Source organism: Paenibacillus sp. JT22N7, from assembly GCF_059383875.1.
The window spans coordinates 122,291-141,933 of the sequence record NZ_JBXENY010000003.1; the positions used below are offsets into that span (position 1 = coordinate 122,291).

Sequence of the window (19,643 nt, forward strand, 5' to 3'; positions counted from 1 at the left end):
AAATTATTCCCCCACTCTCAGGAAAAAAGCGAGGGAATAAGCTTTTTACTTTAAATATGAACCCGAAAGTAATTCAACTGATTCATTATTGCCAACAACTTTGAAGGAGCAGTCAGGTTCGAGAATGTTTCTTACATAGTGAACAACCATGTAAGCATTCCAATCTGTATTAAACGTAAAATTCGATTTTGTATTCACGATTAGATCTCCATTACTTTTTAAAATTTCAAATAACTGTTCTTCTCGTTTAATTGAATGTTCTCCATAGGCGTTCGAATCTCGTTCATAAGTTATTTTCAGATGTCCCATATAGATTTCACCTCACTTTCAATATAGAATACCTCAATAATAAGCCATAATTTGGGATCTGTAAATTGAACTGTGAAGATGTGGAGACAGAGGTGAGAGTCCTGAAAATACATTTTAAAGGAGCTGTGCGATGGGGAAACGAAAACTAGGGGTTACCGAGAAGTTGCCCGTTGCAGTACCTGAAGAGGATTGAAGAATTACTACACCTAGAGCGGTTTGCAGTAGTTCAACAGTACGTCGTAGACTGTTACACAGTTCGACGAAAGAGCGAGCGGCGATACAACATCTTTGAATAGCAGGTAAACATGACTGGAGGCGAAGCCAGTGGAAGTTGTGCAACCGATACGAAGCGTGGAGAAACTGGAGAGCATGAAGGCAGTGCTTAGGAAACGGTCAGAACGGGATTGGTTTTTGCTAGTCATGGGAATTAACGTGGGGCTGCGGATCGGGGACTTGCTGAAGCTGCACGTCCGCGATGTACGGAATAAATCGCACATTCGCATTATCGAAGGCAAAACGAAAAAGAAAAAGCGGTTCCCAATCAATTCGGAGCTGCGTGAGATCATCAACCAGTACACCAAGGGAATGAAGGATAGCGATCCGCTCTTTAAATCATATCGTACCAAGCAAAACATCGGCAGGGTACAGGCGTACCGTATTCTCAATTACGCGGCAGCCGAAGTCGGTCTGATAGAGATTGGGACGCACACGCTGCGCAAAACCTTTGGCTATCATTTTTATAAACGATACAAAGACGTCGCGTTGCTGCAGGAGATATTTAACCATTCGGCGCCATCGATCACGATGAGGTATATCGGAATTAACCAGGACATTATAGACGAGGCCGTTGGTGGCTTCCACTTGTGAGGTGAGAATATTGGGTGTACCAAGAATACTAAATTACCCTGGAGCTAAATGGAGTATGACAGACTGGATTATTAGTTATATGACAGAACATACAACTTATCTTGAACCTTACTTCGGATCCGGTGCGGTGTTGTTTCGTAAAAGGCCAGTTCCGTTGGAAACAGTAAATGATATTGATGGAGATGTCGTTAATCTATTCAAAGTTGTGCGGGATCAGCCAGAAGAACTGGCACATAAGATCAAGTGGACACCGTACTCACGGGAAGAGTATTACGATTCATATGAACATGTAGAAGATGAATTGGAGCGTGCGAGACGATTTTTAGTAAGGTGCTGGCAAGCTATCGGTTCAAAAACAAGTGACCGGACCGGATGGAAAAGCAACATACAGTATGACAAAGCTCCGAATAAGTCGTGCCCATTGCAATGGCAGGATCTACCGAATGAAATCACTGCAGTCTCTTCCATACTCAGGGATGTACAAATAGAAAGTCAGCCAGCACTTAAAGTTATCGAACGCTATCGTCATCCTGGAGTTTTAATTTATGCGGATCCTCCTTATGTCTTATCGACACGATCAAAACGGATGTATCGGCATGAAATGAATGAGGATGACCACGCTGAACTGCTTGAAGTATTAGACGCTCATTCCGGACCGGTAATATTATCTGGCTATACACATCCGCTGTACGATGATCGGTTGAAGCACTGGCACCGGGAAGAAAGAGCAGCAACGGCAGACCGAGGAAAACCAAGAATAGAAGTATTGTGGATTAATCCAGTGGCAGCAGCGGCCATTGAAGAACGGCAAATGACGCTGTTTTGATGAACATTCTCTGAATACAGAAATACATGGGAGGGATATACCAATGGAGTGCGAAAAATTGCCTCAAGGATTGCGTTGCGCTTATTGCCAAGCCATGGAAAAAGAAAAGCTGAAAAAAGCTAAATACTGGTTTGGCGACGGCGAGTGGGATGTTGATTTAATGATTGCCAGCGGCGCTGTGTCCGAACGTGGCGACTAGGAATTAGGCGACGATAAATCAAAGGAGAGATAAATATTATGACAAGCGAAAAAGTTATGGCGTTCACACCTGATCAAAAATCTGTTTTGCTCAAGACAACTAAAGATATGTTTTTTGCTGTTAAACAGCTTCACGAATGGATCGAAACGGATTCCTTAAGCAAGGAAATGAGCGGTGTTCTTCCGAGCTTAATTGAAAGTCACTTTGCTGAATTATCAAAAAGTCTTAACTATGAAAGTGTTCTGACTAAAGAAAAAGAGGAGCGTCATTTGCAGATTCGTAAAGCGAACGAGCGTATTCGTGAGCTGGAGAAACAACTAGGTGAGGGAAAGCCGATTGATGGTTTAAAAGAGCAGCTAAGATATTTAGCAAATATCGTTTCGGACTGGTGGAACAGATACGGATTCCATCATGTGTCGGATGAGGAATTCACAGAATACGGTCAATACAAAGCACGCTTCTGTTTCATGCTAGACCATATTTCTATGTTTAGCGATACGCCGGAAACTGATAAGAAGAATAAAAAGGACCGTCTCAAACAATTGTCGGATGAAGGTTGGGACATTGTGTATGAAGATAACGGACGGAGCCCCGAATTGCTCGATAATGATAATAACAGAAAGCGTTTGATTGAGTTAATCGAGGGACGCTTCCCTTCTGCAAAAGTAGTAAGAACCCGAAATCATTATTCCAATAAAAGTGGCGAATACAAGTTTAGGGATGTCGAAGTTTATATTTACGATCTGCGGGACATTCCAAGGGGAGGAGAGGGTAACAGTGGGGAAGGTAAACAAAGAGAACTGCGTTGAAGGCGCTTGGGCAGCCTTGGAGCCGCTTGTCGAACATAAGATGAGCGAGTTAATGCATTTCTTTAGCTGCATTGAGTATGATCTCATCTGCGCCGGCATTCAAAAAGCAGCAGCTCAAGGCTATATCTGGGGCAAATTCAATGATATTTATGCCAAGGAGCTTATTAAAGCGAACGTTCCAAAATCTAAGACGGCCAAAGCTAGAAGTATTGTCAGAGTGACGGATCATTGGCGCGAGCAGGCTAAGAAAAACGGCATTCCGATAGCTTCACCTCGTAAGAGAAAGGCCGAGAATCCGTAGTAAAAGAGCAACAAAACGGCTCTATACTAAAAGTAATAAAAAATCGCAAACGTATAGAGGTGAGAGTAATGAACGAAGTCGCCATTATGGACCGGAAGATAGATGAAGATGATACTCGGCAGATTATTCAAATCACTTTTTTTGATGATATTACTGAGGAGGATATTCGTAAGACAAAATGGCTGTTGGGGAAATACACATCTATGGTTGATGTGTGCCGCAACTATGAAATCGCAATGAAAGAACGGGTGAATGGTCTATCTGCATATGAACTCCTCGCAGCTGAAGGGACGGTCGGCAAACGAATAACCGGTCATGAGCTGACAGCGGACGTTACAGCCAATGCAGTCATTCTTAAAGACAAACGAGAGGCTAATTATAAATTCTATGTTTACCTCACCAATATCATCAAGGGCGTAATCAGCAATATTCGGGATGCACACGAAAAACAGGCTGCTGAGTTGCTTTATATTGAGGGGATGAAATACCTGAAGGCTCAGCGCTACATGGAGACAGGTTATAAAAAGGAAATTCCAAGGATAGCAGCAACGACTTTTGCGGACAAGCGTCGCCGGGCGATTGCCACAATAGCGGAAAGTCTAAAGCTTAATTCTACGCTGGACTTCGTTCTAATCGACTACGGACGAGGCCGCAATAAAGATGGGGAGATAGGCTTACGTCTTCCATCTACCGAGTAAGTATCAATACCGTAGCTCAACTGGAATGAAATCAATATAAAATGTTATTATAGGTCGCTCAAATGAGCGGCTTTTTATTTTGAAACAAAGATACTAAAAGAACGTTTGTTCGTGTATAATAACAGCGAGGTGAATGAAATGAGTAACATGACGTTGACTGAACCAGAATGGAAACTGGTAAAAGAATATGTGCTGCTCCCCTTGCTGCTGGATACCGTCAGGAAAAATCAGGAGAGCATTGCGGAAACGAAATGACCAGGGAATTATGTATGAGGTCAGATTAAGGGGCTATGTATCGGAGTATGCGCTGCTGAAGCATACAGTGCGCAATGATATGAGCACAAGGCTGAATCAGTATATCGAATCAATATTCAAGCAAAAAGCGCCTAGCGAATCTTGAATTCGCAGGCGCTTTTTACGTAGTGCATACCATTTATTATTACGGTGAGATCGGTAATCTTCTCTATCACGCCACCGTAGTCAATGATTTCTCCATCTTGCCAAGCTACCACATTGGACTTATTGTGCATAGCAGCTTCAAGGTGAGCGTCAGTTACCAGAGAGGAGCCTGACTTAAACATTATCCAAAAATTTAGCTGTCAACATAATTGCGGCAAAAGCTCCTGCTGCCAAGATGATAGGTAATAAGATTTTCATGCCTAGTGATTCTACAAGCCTCATTCATAACACCTCCTTTAGACCTATTACTTTCGACGCCAAAAGAGGGCTTTCCTTCCTGTTGTCGAATAGAAATTAAAATATGTGAAGATACAGGGGGATTTATGATGAAGAAAACCTTTAGAGATTATCAGCCTTTATTATGGATGGCTATGGGCGTGGTTGGATTATGGCTGCTTTCGTGGATATTTATCCAATCATATTATGGTACAGGAACAGGTGACGGAAGAGGTACGTTTGGAGATATGTTCGGTGCAGTGAACTCCCTTTTTGCTGGATTAGCTTTTGCTGGTATCATCTACACAATAATAATGCAAAGAAAAGATTTGTCTTTACAAACCAAGGCTCTTGAAATTCAAGGTTTAGAGATGGAGCATTTAGTTAAAGAAACAGCCATTATGGCGGAGGAATTGAAAGATCAAAGAGAATTAATGAATATTCAACGGGTTGAAAGCATTGTTTTCAGGCTCATTGATTCCATTTCCGGTTATTCAGAACAAATAGAGCATCCATCGCTTCATCCCGGCTCTAAAGGAATGAAAGCATTGGAATTTGTGCTTAAAGAAACTGATATTCAAGTTGATTCGGGTCAGAATCGTATATCTGCGTTTGAAACTCAGTTTAATGCAGTCAAAAAAACATATGACAGATACTACAGATGTTTTATGTATACAATTTGGTACATCCACAATTCGAGTATCAATGACGAAAGAAAACAAGAATTTTTCGATATTCTTCAGATTAGCATGCAAGATGTAGAAATAAGGATAATTTATGAATTACACTCTGACCACGCCATATATAGATCAAATAATTTATTCATATTAAAGCGCTATGGTTTCAAGGACAGATATGATGAAATTATCGCAAGGCTGCCACAATGAGCAGTCTTTTTCTTTTGGTCAGGAAAAGTTTCCTGACCTTTTAATAACAAGGTGGTGGTGAATATAGATGGGAAGACAACGTGATCCGAAGCGGGATGAAGCCAGAGAGATATATAATGCTGCAGCCGGGCAAATCAATCTTAATGAAATAGCATCGCAGCTTGGCGTGTCAGATGGAACGGTTCGCGGCTGGAAGGCAAAAGACAAATGGGAGAACCTTCTTACTGGAGAAATAATTGAAGTGGAACGGACCGATAAACCAATGGAGCGCTCCAATCCAAAGAAACGGAACGCTGATAAAGAATTTCCGTTGGACAAGATAGATGGGGGTGACGATGAACTATTTATACAAGCAGTACAAATTGTAGCCGAGGCGAAACAAGCCTCGGTTTCTTTATTGCAGAGAAGGTTACGTATAGGACATACGAGAGCTTCTAGGCTTATTGATACGATGGAGCAAATGAAGTTTGTTGGTCCGTTCGTAGGGGATAGACCAAGAGAAGTCTATGTAACCCAAGATACTGTTGAGCTTTTAAAGGAATGGGAAGAAGAAGCGCCAAAGGAACGGAACGTTCCAAATAAACGAATGGAGCGTTCCAATAATACGGAACGTTCCGAAAAACAAATAGAGCGCCCGATTATATCATTTGATTTTGACGATGTGAACGGCGAATTGACTGATAAACAAAGGCTTTTTTGTATCTACTATGTCAGAACGTTTAATGCGACGCAAGCTGCTTTGAAAGCTGGATACAGTCCTGATACTTCACACGTTCAAGGCTCACGGTTGTTGCAAAATGTTAAAGTGAGCGAAGAAGTCAAACGATTAAAAACTAACATGGCGAGTGCTCTATTTATTGATGCAATGGACATACTGAACAAGTATGCTGCTATCGCATTTGCGAACATGAACGATTACGTGGAATTCGGACAAAAAGAAGTTCCGTTATATACCAAGGAAGGACCAGCTCTTGATGAAAACGGTGATGCTTTAACAACAAGACAGAACTACCTAAACTTACGGGAATCCCACGAAGTAGATGGTAGCATGATCAGTGAGGTGAAGGAAGGCAAAGACGGGATCAGCGTCAAACTTCACGACAAGATGAAGGCTTTGGCTGTTTTGTCTAAATATTTTGATCTGCTGCCTGATACTCACAAACGTAGGCTGGAAGAAGAAAAACTCAAAATTGAAAAGGAAAGACTGGAGCTTGATAAACAAAAAGCTGCCGGTGAAGGCGATCTTGACGAAGAACTAATAAATGACTGGGTAAATGGGGTAATGGGCGATGAAGCAAACGGAGAACTTGACCAAACGGATGAAGGCATTCAGCACCAGGATACCGATCTATCGGAAGAGTCCAAAAACCTTCTTTAAAGAAATCCTCAACTTTAACCCGGACGAATGGCAAGATAAAGTATCACACGACATAGCTACTCATCGATTTGTCACTGTGAGGTCGGGGCAAGGGGTCGGGAAGACAGCGCTGGAAGCAGCTATTGCATTGTGGTTCCTTGCTTGTTTTCCTTTCCCAAGGGTGGTTTGCACAGCTCCAACACGGCAACAACTGAATGATGTATTATGGGCCGAAATAAGTAAATGGCAGTCCAAAAGCCCAATTTTAAAGCGTGTCCTGAAATGGACAAAGACGAAGATATACATGCGCAAGCACGAGGAGCGCTGGTTTGCAACGGCAAGGACGGCAACCAAGCCTGAAAACATGCAAGGCTTTCATGAGGATCACATGTTGTTCATCGTCGATGAGGCCTCCGGCGTTGATGATCGAATTATGGCCGCGATATTCGGTACACTATCTGGCGAATATAATAAACTTTTCATGTGTGGGAACCCGACTAAGACAAGCGGGTTCTTTTTTGATTCTCATAACCGAGACAGGGAGATTTATAAGACGCATCAAGTTTCCTGTCTGGACAGCCCACGTACCAGTAAAGATAATATTGCAATGCTCAAGCAGAAATACGGAGAGGGAAGCGATGTATGGCGCGTTCGTGTTGAAGGGAATTTCCCTCGTGGCGAAGCTGGGACATTCATCACTTTGGAAGCTGCAGAGTTTGCGGCGAGAGAAGTAAAGGTGACGACTACTGGTACAACATTAACAGTAGGTTGTGACGTAGCACGCTTCGGTGACGACGAAACATCGATTTACGCAGGGATAGGCAAAAAGACGGTCGGGCAGAAGCATCATCACAAAGAGGACACGATGGTTACTGCTGGATGGGTGGTGCGTTTGACAAAAGATATTTTGGAGCAGCATGCTGAAATTGAGCGGGTAATTATTCGCGTGGATGATACCGGCGTAGGTGGAGGCGTGACCGATCGATTAAATGAGATAGTAGCAGAAGAGGGTCTATATTGGGAAATCGTTCCGATCAATAATAACGGGAGAACACTTGAGGAGCATTATGGAAACTTAGGATCTGAAATGTGGGGAACGATCAGAACGGAGCTTGAAGCGAATATGACAGCTTTTATAAACGGGCTGCAACCAGAATTTGAGCTTCCCGATGATGATACTCTAATCTCACAGCTCTCAACCCGTAAATGGAGAATGACGTCAAAGGGCAAGATCATGCTCGAAAGCAAAGATGATATGAAAAAGCGTGGGCTTAAGTCTCCAGACAGAGCCGACGCTTTCGTTTTGACATTTGGAGAATATTTGATGGAGCCAGATACACATATTATGCTTCCTTCCATAGGTAGTGTGGCAGTGAAAAGATAAATTGACGGAAAGCTGTTGTCAGGCGTGAGGTGGCGGTTACGTAGACTTTTTTATACAGAGAACATCAATTTACAAATGTGATCAGCAAGCAAACCGAAGAGATTGATGCGGAGTTGGCAGCTAAGGATTGACCATACTTTCGGCTACGGTTCTCTGTCCTTCCTTTCCTTCAAGATACTTTTTTACAGCTTGTATTTTTTTCTTGTGCTGTTAATCTGGCCATAAAAAACTGCACCTTCAATGTTAGATCGTGTCTAACAATAGGGGTGCAGTTCAAAACGGGTGGTTATGATTGTGGTGAAAACTTCGTATCGATTTATCAAAACAGTTACGCAATTTATTTACCTTAATTTGAAACTAAACGCACGAACAAAAGCTTCTTAATTCACATGATCTAACAACACAATTTACTTTTATCCTGTGTGAACGCCGACACCGAATATTACTACAATCGTACAACTTTCAGGCTCATAAGGTTCAATTTTCACCTTCACATCAAATTCCATTTGTTCTAATGACGTTTCCTCATTTTCAAATTTACTCGCTGCTTCGAGAAGAACTTTTTCAACTAACGCCCGACCAAACGAACTGTAATCATGTACCTTCAATGCGTGCTCAGTAATGTATTTTTTTGTCAAATCAGCCAAATTTATGACCACCTTTCTTATTTTGCCTTACATAACTAGTATTGTTTATTTTGTGAAAATTATACATATTTATGTATGTATATTTGAATGGGTATTAGAAAATAATATATAAAAAAGGAGTGATAAATAATGGCGAATTTAAATGATATGGTCAGTAATAACGGAGAAATAATTCCATCACGAATTGTTAGTAATTCAATTACTTCTACTGCATCCAATCATGGCGCAGGTATTCCTGAACTTGATTTTACTCGCGAAGTCAAAAAATTACCATCAATAGAAGAAGTGGAGTTAAATCCCCCACAAGATGTTTGCCCACCTGATGAAAGAATAAAGGTATCAGAAACAACAAAGTTTCCTTGGAGGAGCATTTGCAGATTAATAATAACAAGAGAAGATGGATTAGTTGCTGTTGGAACAGGTTGGTTTATCGGTAAAAATACAATAGCTACTGCAGGACATTGCGTTTATAGTGATGATTTAAAAAAATGGCATAAATCAATAATAGTTGTTCCAGGATTAGACCATGATAAGGAACCGTTTGGTAACTTTAAAAGTACTGAATTTTGGTCTGTTAAAGGTTGGACTGAAAATGGAGACATAGAATATGATTACGGAGCTATTTTGTTGGATAATGAAATAGGTGAGAAAATTGGCTATTTCGGTTTTCGGACGGATCCTGATTCTTTGTTACAAAATAAAACAATAGTCAATTCGGGATATCCAACTGATAGAGATGATGTTTTGGTCGATACTCAATGGAGAATGAGCGGAACAATAAAAGCTGATGATTTAACTGAACGGAAAATTCAATATCTAATTGATACTCATGGAGGGAATAGTGGTGGGCCTCTGTGGCTAGAAGATGGATTATATCAGGCTATTTGTATCCATGCGTATGGTGGATGTCCAAATTCAGGAACCCGGATTAACAGAGAAGTTTTTAATAATTTAATGGAGTGGATAGCGATTGGAGATCGATGAAAGATTCTTATATCCAACTCAACTTAATTCCATCAAAAGGTTGAATTTAGTAGAATTGCATATAAATCAATAAACATTCTCCCCCATCGAGGAATGACAAACGAGAGGAAGGAAATAGCTTCAGATTTTTTAAATAGCGTAAAACTGTTAGTTAAAAATAATTTCGTTTTTAGGATTAGCATAGAAGCTGATCCTTTTTTCGTAGGGGTGGTGATTGTATAGCATGGTAAGAGAACTTGGTGATAGTAATAAGATCAATTAAATACTACTGCAAAGCCTATCTTTATAGTCAAAATGGAAAATCCGTAGTAATACTGTAATAAACCAATGATATTATTTAGACATAGAAATATAAATCTTAAGAAGGTCAGGAAACTTTTCCTAGCCTTCTTTTTTGTTAATTAAAGATGTATTTTGTTTGATATAGAGCCACAGAATTTAATCTATGGCCTGCTCTTTTCAATTTCTTCAATGACAACAAGATGAGCCTTAACCATATCGGTTCTTATTTGGACACACATAAAGTGAAATATTGTTATCCAAGCAAATACCGCCGCCATTATATATATGGATTCAACCATGTCACCATATTTTGAAAATGATGAGACTAAGCTCTTCATTGAATCCGCCCAAACTATGTTGTCTTTTTTAAATTCCTCATTACTCAAGACACTAACTAAGGCAGAGTTTGCGGTTAGGATAATCGTGACTAATGCGACCGTAGTTGCGAGAACTATTTTTGAAAAAACGTCCGCTACTTTTTCGATAGGACTGTCTAAACTTATCGATTTTACACCTAAGCTTACGGATCTAAATTCGTCTGGTGTTAAGGCTTTGTAGGCTAAATATCTTTTGTGTTCGGCTTTATACGATTTCACGGGTGGTGAAGTTTGGTGAGCTCCTGTTAGTTGTAGTGGGCTTTTTAACAGGTAGTAACGGCGAACAGTGCCGATTACATCCAGTATCGAACATGCTACTGCAGCTACAATGCTAGAAATGATCATTGACATTCTCCTTTAGTTTTTCTTAATACATCGGAAAAAAATGGGAGGAAGTTTATAGATGTTGGTTCATTGGTTGATGACACGTGCGAAGGAGAACAAACCTGCCACTAATTCACCGAACGTCATTAATCTCTGTATCATGTTTGATTAAGAAGGAATTTGTTACCTCCTGTCGAAGTGTGTTGTAGTGTGGAAAGGAAGGTGATTACAGTGAAGGTATCAGAATTAATTGAAGCTCTCAACCGGGTTTCCGATAAAAATGCTGAGGTGATTATAGAGCACTTCTTAGTAGCGACTAGAACAGATAAAGTTGTTGCTAGTCGTTCAAAGGCGACAGAAGTCCTTGTTCCACCGGATGGTTCAACCGATATGGTTGTAATTAGCAGTGAACAATATGAAGAAGACATTTAAGCACCCACATGGGTGTTTTTTTATTTTTCCGAAATGGTGAGGCGATGAGTAGTTTTAAAATAAATATCCGTAGTGATATCGAAGAAATACCATGTTATTCTTTATTTATAGAAATCCGCAAAGAGAGGCGGTGAAGACTTGAAATGGTATCAGCAAGCTATCTACAGCTTAGCTAATGCAGTGCTTCCGGCAGCGGTGAAGCGTCGGATGATGGGTGTTGGTAGAGCGAGTGTTCCGAAGAATGCGAACCCATTAGGCATATTTAATTGGCTACCGAAGAAATACCAGCAAGCTCATAACATTGATTTGACGAAGCTTCAAAGCTACACGGCAGAGGAATTGCTAGAGCTTCTTATATCTGTACATCCAGACGTATCCTACGCCCTCTATACATACTTGAGGATGGGGGATACGTCTTTAACGTTTACAGCGAAGAAGCCGAACGGAAATGAAGATAAAAGCGGGCAACGTGTAATGGATGAGCTTAAGAGCATGCTGAACACACCGTTGCCGTCACCTGGTTACCAGCATGGGCGCTCGCTGGATAAGCTGGATACGATACAACGTATGATGGTCATGGTGCGCGGTGCTTGTGCAGGAGAGGTTGTCCTGAATGAGCGCTGTAATGATGTAATTGACATCGTACCAGTCGATCCAGCGCTGATTTGGTTCAGGCGAGAAGCTGATACCAATAGGCTTACGCCATGGCAGTATGTCAAAAATCCACGCATGCGCCAAGGCGAGGAATGGTTTGGTCAGTACAAGAAGATCGATACTCCAACATTCATTTATGAAGAATTTGACCCGATGGTGGATGATCCATATGGACGAACTCCGATGCTGCCGGTGCTTCAAGTGGTGTTCTTTCACCTACAAGTGCTTCAGGATCTGAAAGCGGTAGTTCACAATCAGGGTTATCCAAGGTTGGACATCTCCATGATTGAAGAGATTATGATCAAGAGTGCGCCTCAGAATGTGAAAAGCAACCCAGCAGCATTGCAGAAGTGGCTGTCTGAACAAATGAACGAGATGCTTAACCACTTCAATTCACTTAATCCTGATGATGCGCTCATTCATTGGGATAGCGTAAAAGTAGAATATCTCAAGGGTGGTAATAGCGGCCCAATGATCGATATTAAAAAGCTAATCGACATTATTGATACCCAAATGGCAACGTCGCTTAAGACGCTGCTTACCATCCTTTCTAGGCACCAAGGATCGACAGAGACGTACAGCTCAGTCGATACCCAAATATATATCAAAAATGTAGAGTCCGCGCGGAGCGTAACCAAACGTTTCTGGCAGCGGGCTTTTTCTTTGTCTGCAAGGGTGTGGGGAACACAGACAACGGTTGAAGTGGATTACGCTCCAATTGATTTGCGGTCTGAGAATGAGGTTGAGCGGGATAGACGCTCTAAGATTGATAATTTCATCCTTGCAGAAAGTGAAGGATACATCACTCCGAAGGAAACGGCGGAAGAAGTTCGCTGGACTTTGGGGCTCAATCCTAAAATTCCAGCTGAGCTTTTAGGAAGGCTAGAAAAAAAGCATGTTGCAGTAAATGAAAACCAGACTCCACCGGAAGGAGGTGAATAAGCGAAGTGGCAAAACCAACTCCTGAGCAATTAACAAGGATTAATCAATTGGCTCGTGTACCGCTTACTGAGGATGAAGCTTACGTCTTCCCAGCAAAGCTTGTGGGAGATCAAATGATTCCGCGAAGGTTTTACCGTCTTACTCCTAACTTCTTGCGGAAAATGGCCGTGCAGGCCAAAGAAGGAGTTTCTTTGTTGCTTGATCATTCATGGGCTAACTTAGGCATTATGACGATCCCGCTGGGGAGAACCTTCGACAGCCGTTTGCAGATGGATGGAGATGAGCTGGCACTGTATGCAGACCATTACATGAAGTTGGGTCAGGAAGTCGGAGATATCAAGATTGACCAAATAGCTGAAGGTATTGATGCTGGAACTATATTTGATACTTCTATCGGCTTCACAGTACTCAGTCAAACATGTTCCATTTGCGGACAGGAATACTTTGGTGGTACTTGCCCCCATATTCGTGGCAGAGAGTACGAGACAAAGCTCTGCACCATCGATATTAATGACGGCGACCTAATGGAAAACTCACTCGTTTTTGATGGAGCCTATCCAGGTGCTGGGGTAGTCGGAATGAGCAATTCTTCCGAATCACAATCAAATGTAAAATGGGAAGCTTTATCTGAAGATGCGAAGTCACTACCAAGTGGCGGGCGCGTCTTTTATTCGTTTAGCGGCAAATCCGGTTTGGATGGGTTTGTGATACAGCAAGGCAAAAATAATGAGGCCGAAAGACAGGCCGAAGGAGATGACACAGTGACAGATGAACAAAAGGCTGCTGCATTGGCGGCGCAACAAACACAATCAATTTCTTTGACGGTGGCGAATGGACTTCTTGGGCAAGTCCGTATTGCATTAGGTGTTGAAAACGATACGGATATTATCAGCAAACTTGCTGCTTTAAGCGCTCAAGCAGTGGATGGTGCTGCTTATAAGGTGAAGGTAACTGAACAAGCGTGTGGAGCTGGCGTTCGCGCTCTTGGCGAAGCTTTTAATGTGGAAGCAATGAAGACGGCGCTTTCTCATTTGCCGGTATCTGAAATCGAAAAGGTAGCTGCTACCTATGAAGCACAAGCGCAAAGCGCTCTTGGTGGCGGAGGCCGTCATACTCAAGGGGATGATGTTGATCTGCCTGCGGGCGCGTTGGGTGGAGCTGCGCCAAGCAATAAGCAAAATGACGGAGCGGAGAAGACGCCTGAACAACTTCAAGCTGCTGCTCGTGAGGATGCAATAGCTTCTCTGAAGAAGACAGGTCACGGACATCTGATTAAGGAGGGTCAATAATCATGCCATACGCACAATATAATGGCGCACCTGGTCCCGGTCTGGTGCGAACGAAGGAATTTACCGAAGTTCTTGCAGCCACGGAGCTTCAAGCCAAACTACCGGGTGGCGTCCTCTTGGCAATGGGGAATGGTGTTATTAAAAAAGGGACAATCCTCGGCAAGGTTACTGCCACAAGCAAGTTCGTTCCTTACACATCAGCAGCGACAGATGGATCTCAAACGGCAGTTTGTATCTTGGACAACGATCAAGATACAACCATTTCTGATATTGGAGCTTCTGCGTGGATCGCTGGTATATTCACGGAATCAAAATTAACGGGCATTACTTCGGCTGCTAAAACAGCGTTGAAGCTTTGCTATTTTGCATAAGGGGGAAAACGAATTATGGCAATCAATGTACTTGATCCATTGTACTTGACAGAAGTTGTTCAAAATATTCGAACTGATATAAACTCCTTTCGTGGGGCTCAGCTCCTCACTGGCGGCGTCGACCTAAAAACGGAGAGAGGGTTAACCATTGAATACGATGTGACTTACGATGACACAGGTATGACTCCTCCTACATCATTAAACGATCCTTCGCCGATTCATACTCCACCTGTAGTGAAAGAAATGAGTTTTACCAATCAGGAGTGGAGAGAAAAGGTAGTTATTGATCGTGAAAAAATGGCCGTGTTACGAAAGCCTGGTTCTAAGCTGGATCAGCTTTGGGCTGAGGAGTATATGGTTGAACGAATGGTCGGTCTAAATGCTCGTCTTGAAACTCGGTTTGAGTGGATGCGCTGGCAGTCCCTTACGGGCACTCTTGTTATTCCGGCAACTTCAACTAAACCGGCTAGAACAATCGATTACGGTGTTCCGGCAAATAACAAGCCTACAGCGTCGGTTCTGTGGAGCAATACTGCTACTGCAGATCCGCTCAAGGATTTGGATGATTGGATTTTGCGTTTCCGTGGCAGTGGTGCAAGGGCAATAAAAATCATTGCGAATAAAAAGGTTGATACTTACCTCAAGCAAAATGAAAAAATTCGCGAGTTGCTTAAGCATACACATGGGAAAAATGTAGTTACAGCGGACACGCTGGCAACAATCATTGATCAAAACCTAAATGGCCTGCAATATGAAGTTTATGACGGCGGCTATATTGACGACTCCGGTAACTTCTTCCCATTCATCCCTGACAATGCAGTAATTATAGTTGGGCAAGGTATGACTGGATCAATGATGGATCTGGTTACGAGTCCTAACAATTACGAGGATATTTTCACTGGTCACCCTGGTAAGTTTGCATTGCCTAAACTAATTAGCGGTGATCCAGATCAATGGCAAGTTATCAACGGCGCTACCGTGCTGCCGCGTCTTAAATACGTCAATTGGCATATCTTCGCTACAGTGGCGTAAGGGAGGGGCATACCATGACAATCGTAAAAGTGTTGGTTGATGCTGTTGGGGAATACAATGCTGGAGATATCGTAACTGATGCTCCTGATGGTCTGGTGGAAATTGCACTTAAGCAGAGCCGCAATGCAGCCACTGGTGAGCTTATAGCGGTAATCGTAAATAGTAATGAACTTGTAAACGATAACCCGACTGAACGCGAACTTGAGCTGCAGTCCGAACTCCAGAAGGCTAACGACCGCGAAGCGGAACTAAGGGAACAATTGAATACCCTTCAAGCGGATGGTGAATTGAAAGAACTGAAATCAACCGCGAAGGAAATGAAAATCCCTGGTTATACCAAGATGACTGCTGATGAATTACATGTTGCGATCGCTGCTGCAAAAGCGGCTGGCGGTGCCGCTCATGGCGAATAAAATCCTAACAACAGAAACATACCATGATGAAATAAGAGGGCGTCTAGGCGTCGGTGAGGATATTGTATCCAATACCGATATAGACGCTCTTTCTGTTTTGCCGATAGCAGAAGCCAAGGTCATTGCCAGCGTACCTAATTACGCCGAATTGACGGATGACAATGCCATCTACCTATACGCAGCTGCTGTTTTAATGGTGGCTGCTATACTTGCCCCTGCTATGTGGGCGAGGGTTAAGCGAGCGAAAAAGGATTTTGATTTCTCCATTGAGAATCAAGCGGTCGATTGGAACGAGCGGGCAGAGCAATTATCCGGCGAGGCATATGAGTATATTGAGCTTATTGATGATGGGGGCGGCGATAAATCGCCTGCTCCTATTTTTGGTGTAGCGGGGCCAACTCGGTTTAAAGAATCGCTATGTAAGGGGTGAGGAAGTGTTTAGTGAGTTCTCGCACCGTCACACACCTTGTACAATCGGCGAGGAAGAAGAAAAGGTAATCTTATCGCGAGAAACCAAAGCGACGACTGTAATGGGCAAGGAATACGTCTACAACGGCTTGTTTTCTCCTAAGTCGGTTGTTGAATTGGGAGATGTGGTTCAGACGGATGCAACATTCCAAGTCCTGACCATGCGGCTGACAGTGGATCGCGATAAATACTGTTCGTTGTTAAAGAGCAATGTTTCAGTAGAGGTTCAGCGCTATAAGCGAAACTTTGATAAAAACGATAACTCGGTTGGCGATCCGGAATTCATTCCCGTTGCTTCTGATGTTGTCTGTTTTGCACAATTCGTAACAGCTGACTTACGGCGCGAGGAACCTGGGTTGCTGCCATCAACCAAGTATTTACTTGTCATACAGACGACAGTGGATGTTCGCAGGCCACAAGATCCTGATTTAGTGTCTCCAGATCGCATTATGCTGGATGGCCGTCCATATCAGGTTGATGTGGTTGAGGGAGTCAAGTATCCAAACCTATTGAACGTACAACTATCGGAGGATACGCGATGACGAATGGATACGTTGGCTATGATGGAGCGGGAGCTGCGAGAGATTTGAGAAACGCCCTTCTTGCCGAAACTATTTCCCTTGCAAATCTCATTGTGGAGACTGCAAAAGGGAATATCCGTTATTACCCTGCCGTAAGAGATCATGTGCGAGCCCATCTGGAGACCTTAGCTTCAGATATGTTTAATATGAGAATCACGGCAGACTATTGGCAAGCTTGGTTGGAGCAATTCGGTAAAGGTTCCATGATGGCGAGTGCTGCTGATAACCCTGGTTTAACTCGTTATATGTCCTCGGACCTTTGGAACTCTTACCGTTCACGCTCAAGCAAAGCTGTAGCAGGGCGCGGTAAAGGGAAATATCGTTCGATAGATGGAGAAATGCGAATGTCTGGAGGTAGTTACGCAGGCGTGGATTTAGAGGAGTTGGCAGCACGCGGTGATATTGACAGTAGCTTCGGGCCGACGCCCCCAACATTTTTCTTGCGGATCGCTTTGCAAAGTAATCGTCATCGAATTATACAAGGGCTACAACGTGTGATTGAAAACTTCCCATACCATAAATACTTCCGAATGAGGTGAAAAAATGAGCCAAGAGCTTATTGATGGCGTGTATAGCAAATTGAAGCAGGATGTTATATTTATGGCTTTCTTTGCTTTATCCCCGTCTTCCTCCGTCGAGAGTATTACAAACCGATTGATCAGGGAGTTAGAACCTGATGCTACTTTCATAGCCGAGCGGGTTCCTCATGTGCAAATGTATATTCCTCCAGGCAGATTTGGGAGAAACTATTTGGTGTATGAAGGAAAATTCTGTTTTGACTTCTATGCTAAAAGCTCAGCTGATGCTAGAAAAATAGCGCAGCGAGCATTCAAAATATTTCACGATGAATACATTGGAACAGATTCTTTTAATTCGTTTCGATGTCAATTGTCTTATGATACAGACTTCGCCACTGGAATCACCGGCGTAAAAGGTTACAAGGCCATTTACGATGTTGATTACGTGAGAAAGTGAGGTGAATGGTATGAAAGAACAGCAAGAAAACGTCGAACTCTCTGAAGCGATAAAACTCCAGAATGAAAAAATTACTTTAGCCAAGAAGCTGGGTATTTGGCAGTCTTTTAATCCGGTTGAAGGATACCAAGAGAAGAAGGAATACACACGTATCAAAGAGATTGATCAGCGCCTAGCCGAAATCGTTAACGGTTAGGTGTTTTTTATTTCCAGAGGAGGAATTTCAAATGTCTTTATCAAACAAACAATGGGTTGTTGACGATATTTCGGATGCAGCTCTCTTTGATGAGAACGAAAACCCAGTGGGATTTTTTGATCGACTTAACAAAATGACAATCGCAATTGACGCTAAACAGCAGCGCGTGTATGGGGGTACGAGTAAATATGCTTTCCATTTAACGGAGCAGGACGCTGAATCTGGCATCCAATTGGAAAATGCGGTACTGGATTACAACATGCTTTTGGCTGCTACAGGCGCGGAACTGACAAACGGTCAAGCAGTTGTGCCTTTTTTCGAAAAATTGACGGTGCTTTCTGATAGTACGGTTAACATTACGAAAGGCGCTGATATGGTTTCGAATTCCGACAGGGTAATCGTTGTATCAAAAGATCATGCAAATGCTGGGAAAAAATTAGAGCGTGTTGCGGCTACTCCTACAGCTTTGCAGTATACTGTGGCTGCTGGCATTATTACTTTTGGCGATGCAACACTTGTTGGTAAAGATGTAAGAGTATTCGGGGATTACAACTCTATGACTGCCTCTGGCGCCTCAATAACAACAACAACGCGTAATAAAGCATATAAGTTTGTTGCATACGGAAGAGCGCTGGATGATGATCTGAATGAATGGTTCGACGTTGTTGTTATTGTTCACAAAGCACAAATGCTAGGGACTTTTTCTATTGATCAGCAACGGAAATCGGCCACTTCAAATTCGCTGGAACTGGCCGTGCTAGATGCGAATAGAGCTGACAAGAAAGTAATTGACATTATCGCTACGTAAGTTTGGGAGAGACAGTATGTCTCTCTTACAATAAATTAATGGAGGTAGTTGGATTGGAACAAAAGCAAATGGATTTAATTATGGGGATTGGTCCTACAGTACAATTTTCTGCGGATATCAGTAAAACGATTCGGGTAGGAACTATCAAGCAGATTAAAGAGGTAGCAGCGATTTACAACAGTGGTATTTTTCGCATCAAGCCTTCTGTCGCCTTGGCAAAGGAAGAAGAATCTGAGGCGATGGTCAGTAAATGGGTGGAAATACTGAATATGATCTGCATTGATGGCTTTACGCGGGAGGAGTTTGACAACAGCATCCCTGAACTAATGGAATCTGCTGTTGATCGATTTCTCTTCGATCAGCAAGGGGCCTTCTAGTAAATCAAGTGGTAACAGTAAGGAAAGCAAACCTTTATCCATGGCTGAGTTATATGGTCGATTATCGCGGCGGAAATTGACAAAGCCATGGCACGACCACAATTGGTATGAAATTTCGGCAATTATGGACGATATGCACGAGGAAATGAAAGAGAAAATCCGTCTGCATGGCGGAGAAA

The 19,643-nt window shown here is 42.6% G+C and carries 27 protein-coding genes; 24 read left to right on the forward strand and 3 right to left on the reverse strand.

What is annotated here, in order from left to right; all coding sequences use genetic code 11:
- Window positions 1-45: 45 nt before the first annotated feature.
- Window positions 46-309: a hypothetical protein gene (locus tag AC50Y5_RS08930; RefSeq protein ID WP_494859939.1), complete on the reverse strand. Its 264-nt coding sequence runs from the start codon at window positions 307-309 to the stop codon at window positions 46-48.
- Window positions 310-633: 324 nt separating this feature from the next.
- Here AC50Y5_RS08930 and AC50Y5_RS08935 point away from each other — a divergent pair, with 324 nt between their 5' ends.
- The 10 genes from AC50Y5_RS08935 (at window position 634) to AC50Y5_RS08980 (ending at window position 8,312) form a co-directional block, all read left to right on the forward strand.
- Entirely contained in the window at window positions 634-1,176 is a 543-nt protein-coding gene (locus AC50Y5_RS08935) for a site-specific integrase (protein ID WP_494859941.1), read from the forward strand.
- A 10-nt stretch (window positions 1,177-1,186) separates the two neighbouring features.
- Complete coding sequence (locus tag AC50Y5_RS08940) at window positions 1,187-2,002, forward strand: DNA adenine methylase (RefSeq protein ID WP_494859943.1); 816 nt, start codon at window positions 1,187-1,189, stop codon at window positions 2,000-2,002.
- A gap of 43 nt (window positions 2,003-2,045) precedes the next feature.
- Complete coding sequence (locus tag AC50Y5_RS08945) at window positions 2,046-2,201, forward strand: hypothetical protein (protein ID WP_494859945.1); 156 nt, start codon at window positions 2,046-2,048, stop codon at window positions 2,199-2,201.
- 38 nt (window positions 2,202-2,239) lie between these two features.
- Window positions 2,240-3,010: a hypothetical protein gene (locus tag AC50Y5_RS08950; RefSeq protein WP_494859947.1), complete on the forward strand. Its 771-nt coding sequence runs from the start codon at window positions 2,240-2,242 to the stop codon at window positions 3,008-3,010.
- On the forward strand, window positions 2,979-3,311 hold the full coding sequence (locus AC50Y5_RS08955; protein ID WP_494859949.1) for a hypothetical protein: 333 nt from the start codon (window positions 2,979-2,981) through the stop codon (window positions 3,309-3,311). The genes AC50Y5_RS08950 and AC50Y5_RS08955 overlap by 32 nt, the downstream gene beginning before the upstream one ends.
- Before the next feature lie 68 nt (window positions 3,312-3,379).
- A complete protein-coding gene (locus tag AC50Y5_RS08960) occupies window positions 3,380-4,009 on the forward strand; it encodes a hypothetical protein (protein WP_494859951.1) in 630 nt (209 codons plus the stop codon).
- 265 nt (window positions 4,010-4,274) lie between these two features.
- Complete coding sequence (locus tag AC50Y5_RS08965; RefSeq protein WP_494860682.1) at window positions 4,275-4,409, forward strand: hypothetical protein; 135 nt, start codon at window positions 4,275-4,277, stop codon at window positions 4,407-4,409.
- Window positions 4,410-4,791: 382 nt separating this feature from the next.
- On the forward strand, window positions 4,792-5,571 hold the full coding sequence (locus AC50Y5_RS08970) for a hypothetical protein (RefSeq protein WP_494859953.1): 780 nt from the start codon (window positions 4,792-4,794) through the stop codon (window positions 5,569-5,571).
- 67 nt (window positions 5,572-5,638) lie between these two features.
- Window positions 5,639-6,949: a terminase small subunit gene (locus AC50Y5_RS08975; RefSeq protein WP_494859955.1), complete on the forward strand. Its 1,311-nt coding sequence runs from the start codon at window positions 5,639-5,641 to the stop codon at window positions 6,947-6,949.
- A complete protein-coding gene (locus tag AC50Y5_RS08980; protein WP_494859958.1) occupies window positions 6,861-8,312 on the forward strand; it encodes a DEAD/DEAH box helicase family protein in 1,452 nt (483 codons plus the stop codon). Before AC50Y5_RS08975 ends, AC50Y5_RS08980 begins: the two co-directional genes overlap by 89 nt.
- 413 nt (window positions 8,313-8,725) lie before the next feature.
- Here AC50Y5_RS08980 and AC50Y5_RS08985 read toward each other — a convergent pair whose 3' ends face one another.
- On the reverse strand, window positions 8,726-8,959 hold the full coding sequence (locus AC50Y5_RS08985) for a hypothetical protein (RefSeq protein ID WP_494859959.1): 234 nt from the start codon (window positions 8,957-8,959) through the stop codon (window positions 8,726-8,728).
- A gap of 129 nt (window positions 8,960-9,088) precedes the next feature.
- Between AC50Y5_RS08985 and AC50Y5_RS08990 the strand changes: the two genes are divergently transcribed.
- On the forward strand, window positions 9,089-9,943 hold the full coding sequence (locus AC50Y5_RS08990) for a trypsin-like serine peptidase (RefSeq protein ID WP_494859961.1): 855 nt from the start codon (window positions 9,089-9,091) through the stop codon (window positions 9,941-9,943).
- 443 nt (window positions 9,944-10,386) lie between these two features.
- Here the strand turns inward: AC50Y5_RS08990 and AC50Y5_RS08995 are convergent, their stop codons facing one another.
- Window positions 10,387-10,947: a hypothetical protein gene (locus tag AC50Y5_RS08995; RefSeq protein ID WP_494859963.1), complete on the reverse strand. Its 561-nt coding sequence runs from the start codon at window positions 10,945-10,947 to the stop codon at window positions 10,387-10,389.
- A 210-nt stretch (window positions 10,948-11,157) separates the two neighbouring features.
- On the opposite strand from AC50Y5_RS08995, the gene AC50Y5_RS09000 reads away from it, so the two are divergent.
- From AC50Y5_RS09000 to AC50Y5_RS09060, 13 genes are all read left to right on the forward strand, one after another.
- Window positions 11,158-11,358 (forward strand): hypothetical protein, encoded by a 201-nt coding sequence (locus AC50Y5_RS09000; protein WP_494859965.1) that lies wholly within the window; start codon window positions 11,158-11,160, stop codon window positions 11,356-11,358.
- Between the two features lie 138 nt (window positions 11,359-11,496).
- On the forward strand, window positions 11,497-12,954 hold the full coding sequence (locus AC50Y5_RS09005; RefSeq protein WP_494859966.1) for a hypothetical protein: 1,458 nt from the start codon (window positions 11,497-11,499) through the stop codon (window positions 12,952-12,954).
- Window positions 12,955-12,959: 5 nt separating this feature from the next.
- Window positions 12,960-14,243: an HK97 family phage prohead protease gene (locus tag AC50Y5_RS09010; RefSeq protein ID WP_494859967.1), complete on the forward strand. Its 1,284-nt coding sequence runs from the start codon at window positions 12,960-12,962 to the stop codon at window positions 14,241-14,243.
- Window positions 14,244-14,245: 2 nt separating this feature from the next.
- A complete protein-coding gene (locus AC50Y5_RS09015; RefSeq protein WP_494859968.1) occupies window positions 14,246-14,614 on the forward strand; it encodes a head decoration protein in 369 nt (122 codons plus the stop codon).
- A 15-nt stretch (window positions 14,615-14,629) separates the two neighbouring features.
- Window positions 14,630-15,646, forward strand: coding sequence for a major capsid protein (locus AC50Y5_RS09020; protein WP_494859969.1), 1,017 nt, complete (start codon window positions 14,630-14,632; stop codon window positions 15,644-15,646).
- Window positions 15,647-15,660: 14 nt separating this feature from the next.
- A complete protein-coding gene (locus AC50Y5_RS09025) occupies window positions 15,661-16,059 on the forward strand; it encodes a hypothetical protein (RefSeq protein WP_494859971.1) in 399 nt (132 codons plus the stop codon).
- Window positions 15,998-16,489 carry a hypothetical protein gene (locus AC50Y5_RS09030; RefSeq protein WP_494859973.1) on the forward strand — a complete coding sequence of 164 codons (492 nt, stop codon included), beginning with the start codon at window positions 15,998-16,000 and terminating at the stop codon, window positions 16,487-16,489. The genes AC50Y5_RS09025 and AC50Y5_RS09030 overlap by 62 nt, the downstream gene beginning before the upstream one ends.
- Before the next feature lie 4 nt (window positions 16,490-16,493).
- Complete coding sequence (locus AC50Y5_RS09035; RefSeq protein ID WP_494859975.1) at window positions 16,494-17,069, forward strand: hypothetical protein; 576 nt, start codon at window positions 16,494-16,496, stop codon at window positions 17,067-17,069.
- Window positions 17,066-17,647: a hypothetical protein gene (locus tag AC50Y5_RS09040; RefSeq protein ID WP_494859977.1), complete on the forward strand. Its 582-nt coding sequence runs from the start codon at window positions 17,066-17,068 to the stop codon at window positions 17,645-17,647. Before AC50Y5_RS09035 ends, AC50Y5_RS09040 begins: the two co-directional genes overlap by 4 nt.
- A gap of 4 nt (window positions 17,648-17,651) precedes the next feature.
- Window positions 17,652-18,083: a hypothetical protein gene (locus AC50Y5_RS09045; protein ID WP_494859979.1), complete on the forward strand. Its 432-nt coding sequence runs from the start codon at window positions 17,652-17,654 to the stop codon at window positions 18,081-18,083.
- A gap of 10 nt (window positions 18,084-18,093) precedes the next feature.
- Window positions 18,094-18,279: a hypothetical protein gene (locus tag AC50Y5_RS09050; RefSeq protein ID WP_494859981.1), complete on the forward strand. Its 186-nt coding sequence runs from the start codon at window positions 18,094-18,096 to the stop codon at window positions 18,277-18,279.
- Between the two features lie 31 nt (window positions 18,280-18,310).
- On the forward strand, window positions 18,311-19,087 hold the full coding sequence (locus AC50Y5_RS09055) for a YomU family phage tail tube protein (RefSeq protein ID WP_494859983.1): 777 nt from the start codon (window positions 18,311-18,313) through the stop codon (window positions 19,085-19,087).
- Window positions 19,088-19,140: 53 nt separating this feature from the next.
- Window positions 19,141-19,464, forward strand: a complete 324-nt coding sequence (locus AC50Y5_RS09060; protein WP_494859985.1) for a hypothetical protein — start codon at window positions 19,141-19,143, stop codon at window positions 19,462-19,464.
- Window positions 19,465-19,643: the final 179 nt, after the last annotated feature.

Coding starts and splice junctions, on each gene's coding strand:
- AC50Y5_RS09025 (WP_494859971.1), top strand. CDS start 15,661: ATGACAATCGTAAAAGTGTTGGTTGATGCTGTTGGGGAATACAATGCT.
- AC50Y5_RS08970 (WP_494859953.1), top strand. CDS start 4,792: ATGATGAAGAAAACCTTTAGAGATTATCAGCCTTTATTATGGATGGCT.
- AC50Y5_RS08960 (WP_494859951.1), top strand. CDS start 3,380: ATGAACGAAGTCGCCATTATGGACCGGAAGATAGATGAAGATGATACT.
- AC50Y5_RS08930 (WP_494859939.1), bottom strand. CDS start 309: ATGGGACATCTGAAAATAACTTATGAACGAGATTCGAACGCCTATGGA.
- AC50Y5_RS09015 (WP_494859968.1), top strand. CDS start 14,246: ATGCCATACGCACAATATAATGGCGCACCTGGTCCCGGTCTGGTGCGA.
- AC50Y5_RS08965 (WP_494860682.1), top strand. CDS start 4,275: ATGTATGAGGTCAGATTAAGGGGCTATGTATCGGAGTATGCGCTGCTG.
- AC50Y5_RS08995 (WP_494859963.1), bottom strand. CDS start 10,947: ATGATCATTTCTAGCATTGTAGCTGCAGTAGCATGTTCGATACTGGAT.
- AC50Y5_RS08980 (WP_494859958.1), top strand. CDS start 6,861: ATGAAGCAAACGGAGAACTTGACCAAACGGATGAAGGCATTCAGCACC.
- AC50Y5_RS09045 (WP_494859979.1), top strand. CDS start 17,652: ATGAGCCAAGAGCTTATTGATGGCGTGTATAGCAAATTGAAGCAGGAT.
- AC50Y5_RS08945 (WP_494859945.1), top strand. CDS start 2,046: ATGGAGTGCGAAAAATTGCCTCAAGGATTGCGTTGCGCTTATTGCCAA.
- AC50Y5_RS09020 (WP_494859969.1), top strand. CDS start 14,630: ATGGCAATCAATGTACTTGATCCATTGTACTTGACAGAAGTTGTTCAA.
- AC50Y5_RS08950 (WP_494859947.1), top strand. CDS start 2,240: ATGACAAGCGAAAAAGTTATGGCGTTCACACCTGATCAAAAATCTGTT.
- AC50Y5_RS09050 (WP_494859981.1), top strand. CDS start 18,094: ATGAAAGAACAGCAAGAAAACGTCGAACTCTCTGAAGCGATAAAACTC.
- AC50Y5_RS09055 (WP_494859983.1), top strand. CDS start 18,311: ATGTCTTTATCAAACAAACAATGGGTTGTTGACGATATTTCGGATGCA.
- AC50Y5_RS09040 (WP_494859977.1), top strand. CDS start 17,066: ATGACGAATGGATACGTTGGCTATGATGGAGCGGGAGCTGCGAGAGAT.
- AC50Y5_RS09030 (WP_494859973.1), top strand. CDS start 15,998: ATGAATTACATGTTGCGATCGCTGCTGCAAAAGCGGCTGGCGGTGCCG.
- AC50Y5_RS08975 (WP_494859955.1), top strand. CDS start 5,639: ATGGGAAGACAACGTGATCCGAAGCGGGATGAAGCCAGAGAGATATAT.
- AC50Y5_RS08990 (WP_494859961.1), top strand. CDS start 9,089: ATGGCGAATTTAAATGATATGGTCAGTAATAACGGAGAAATAATTCCA.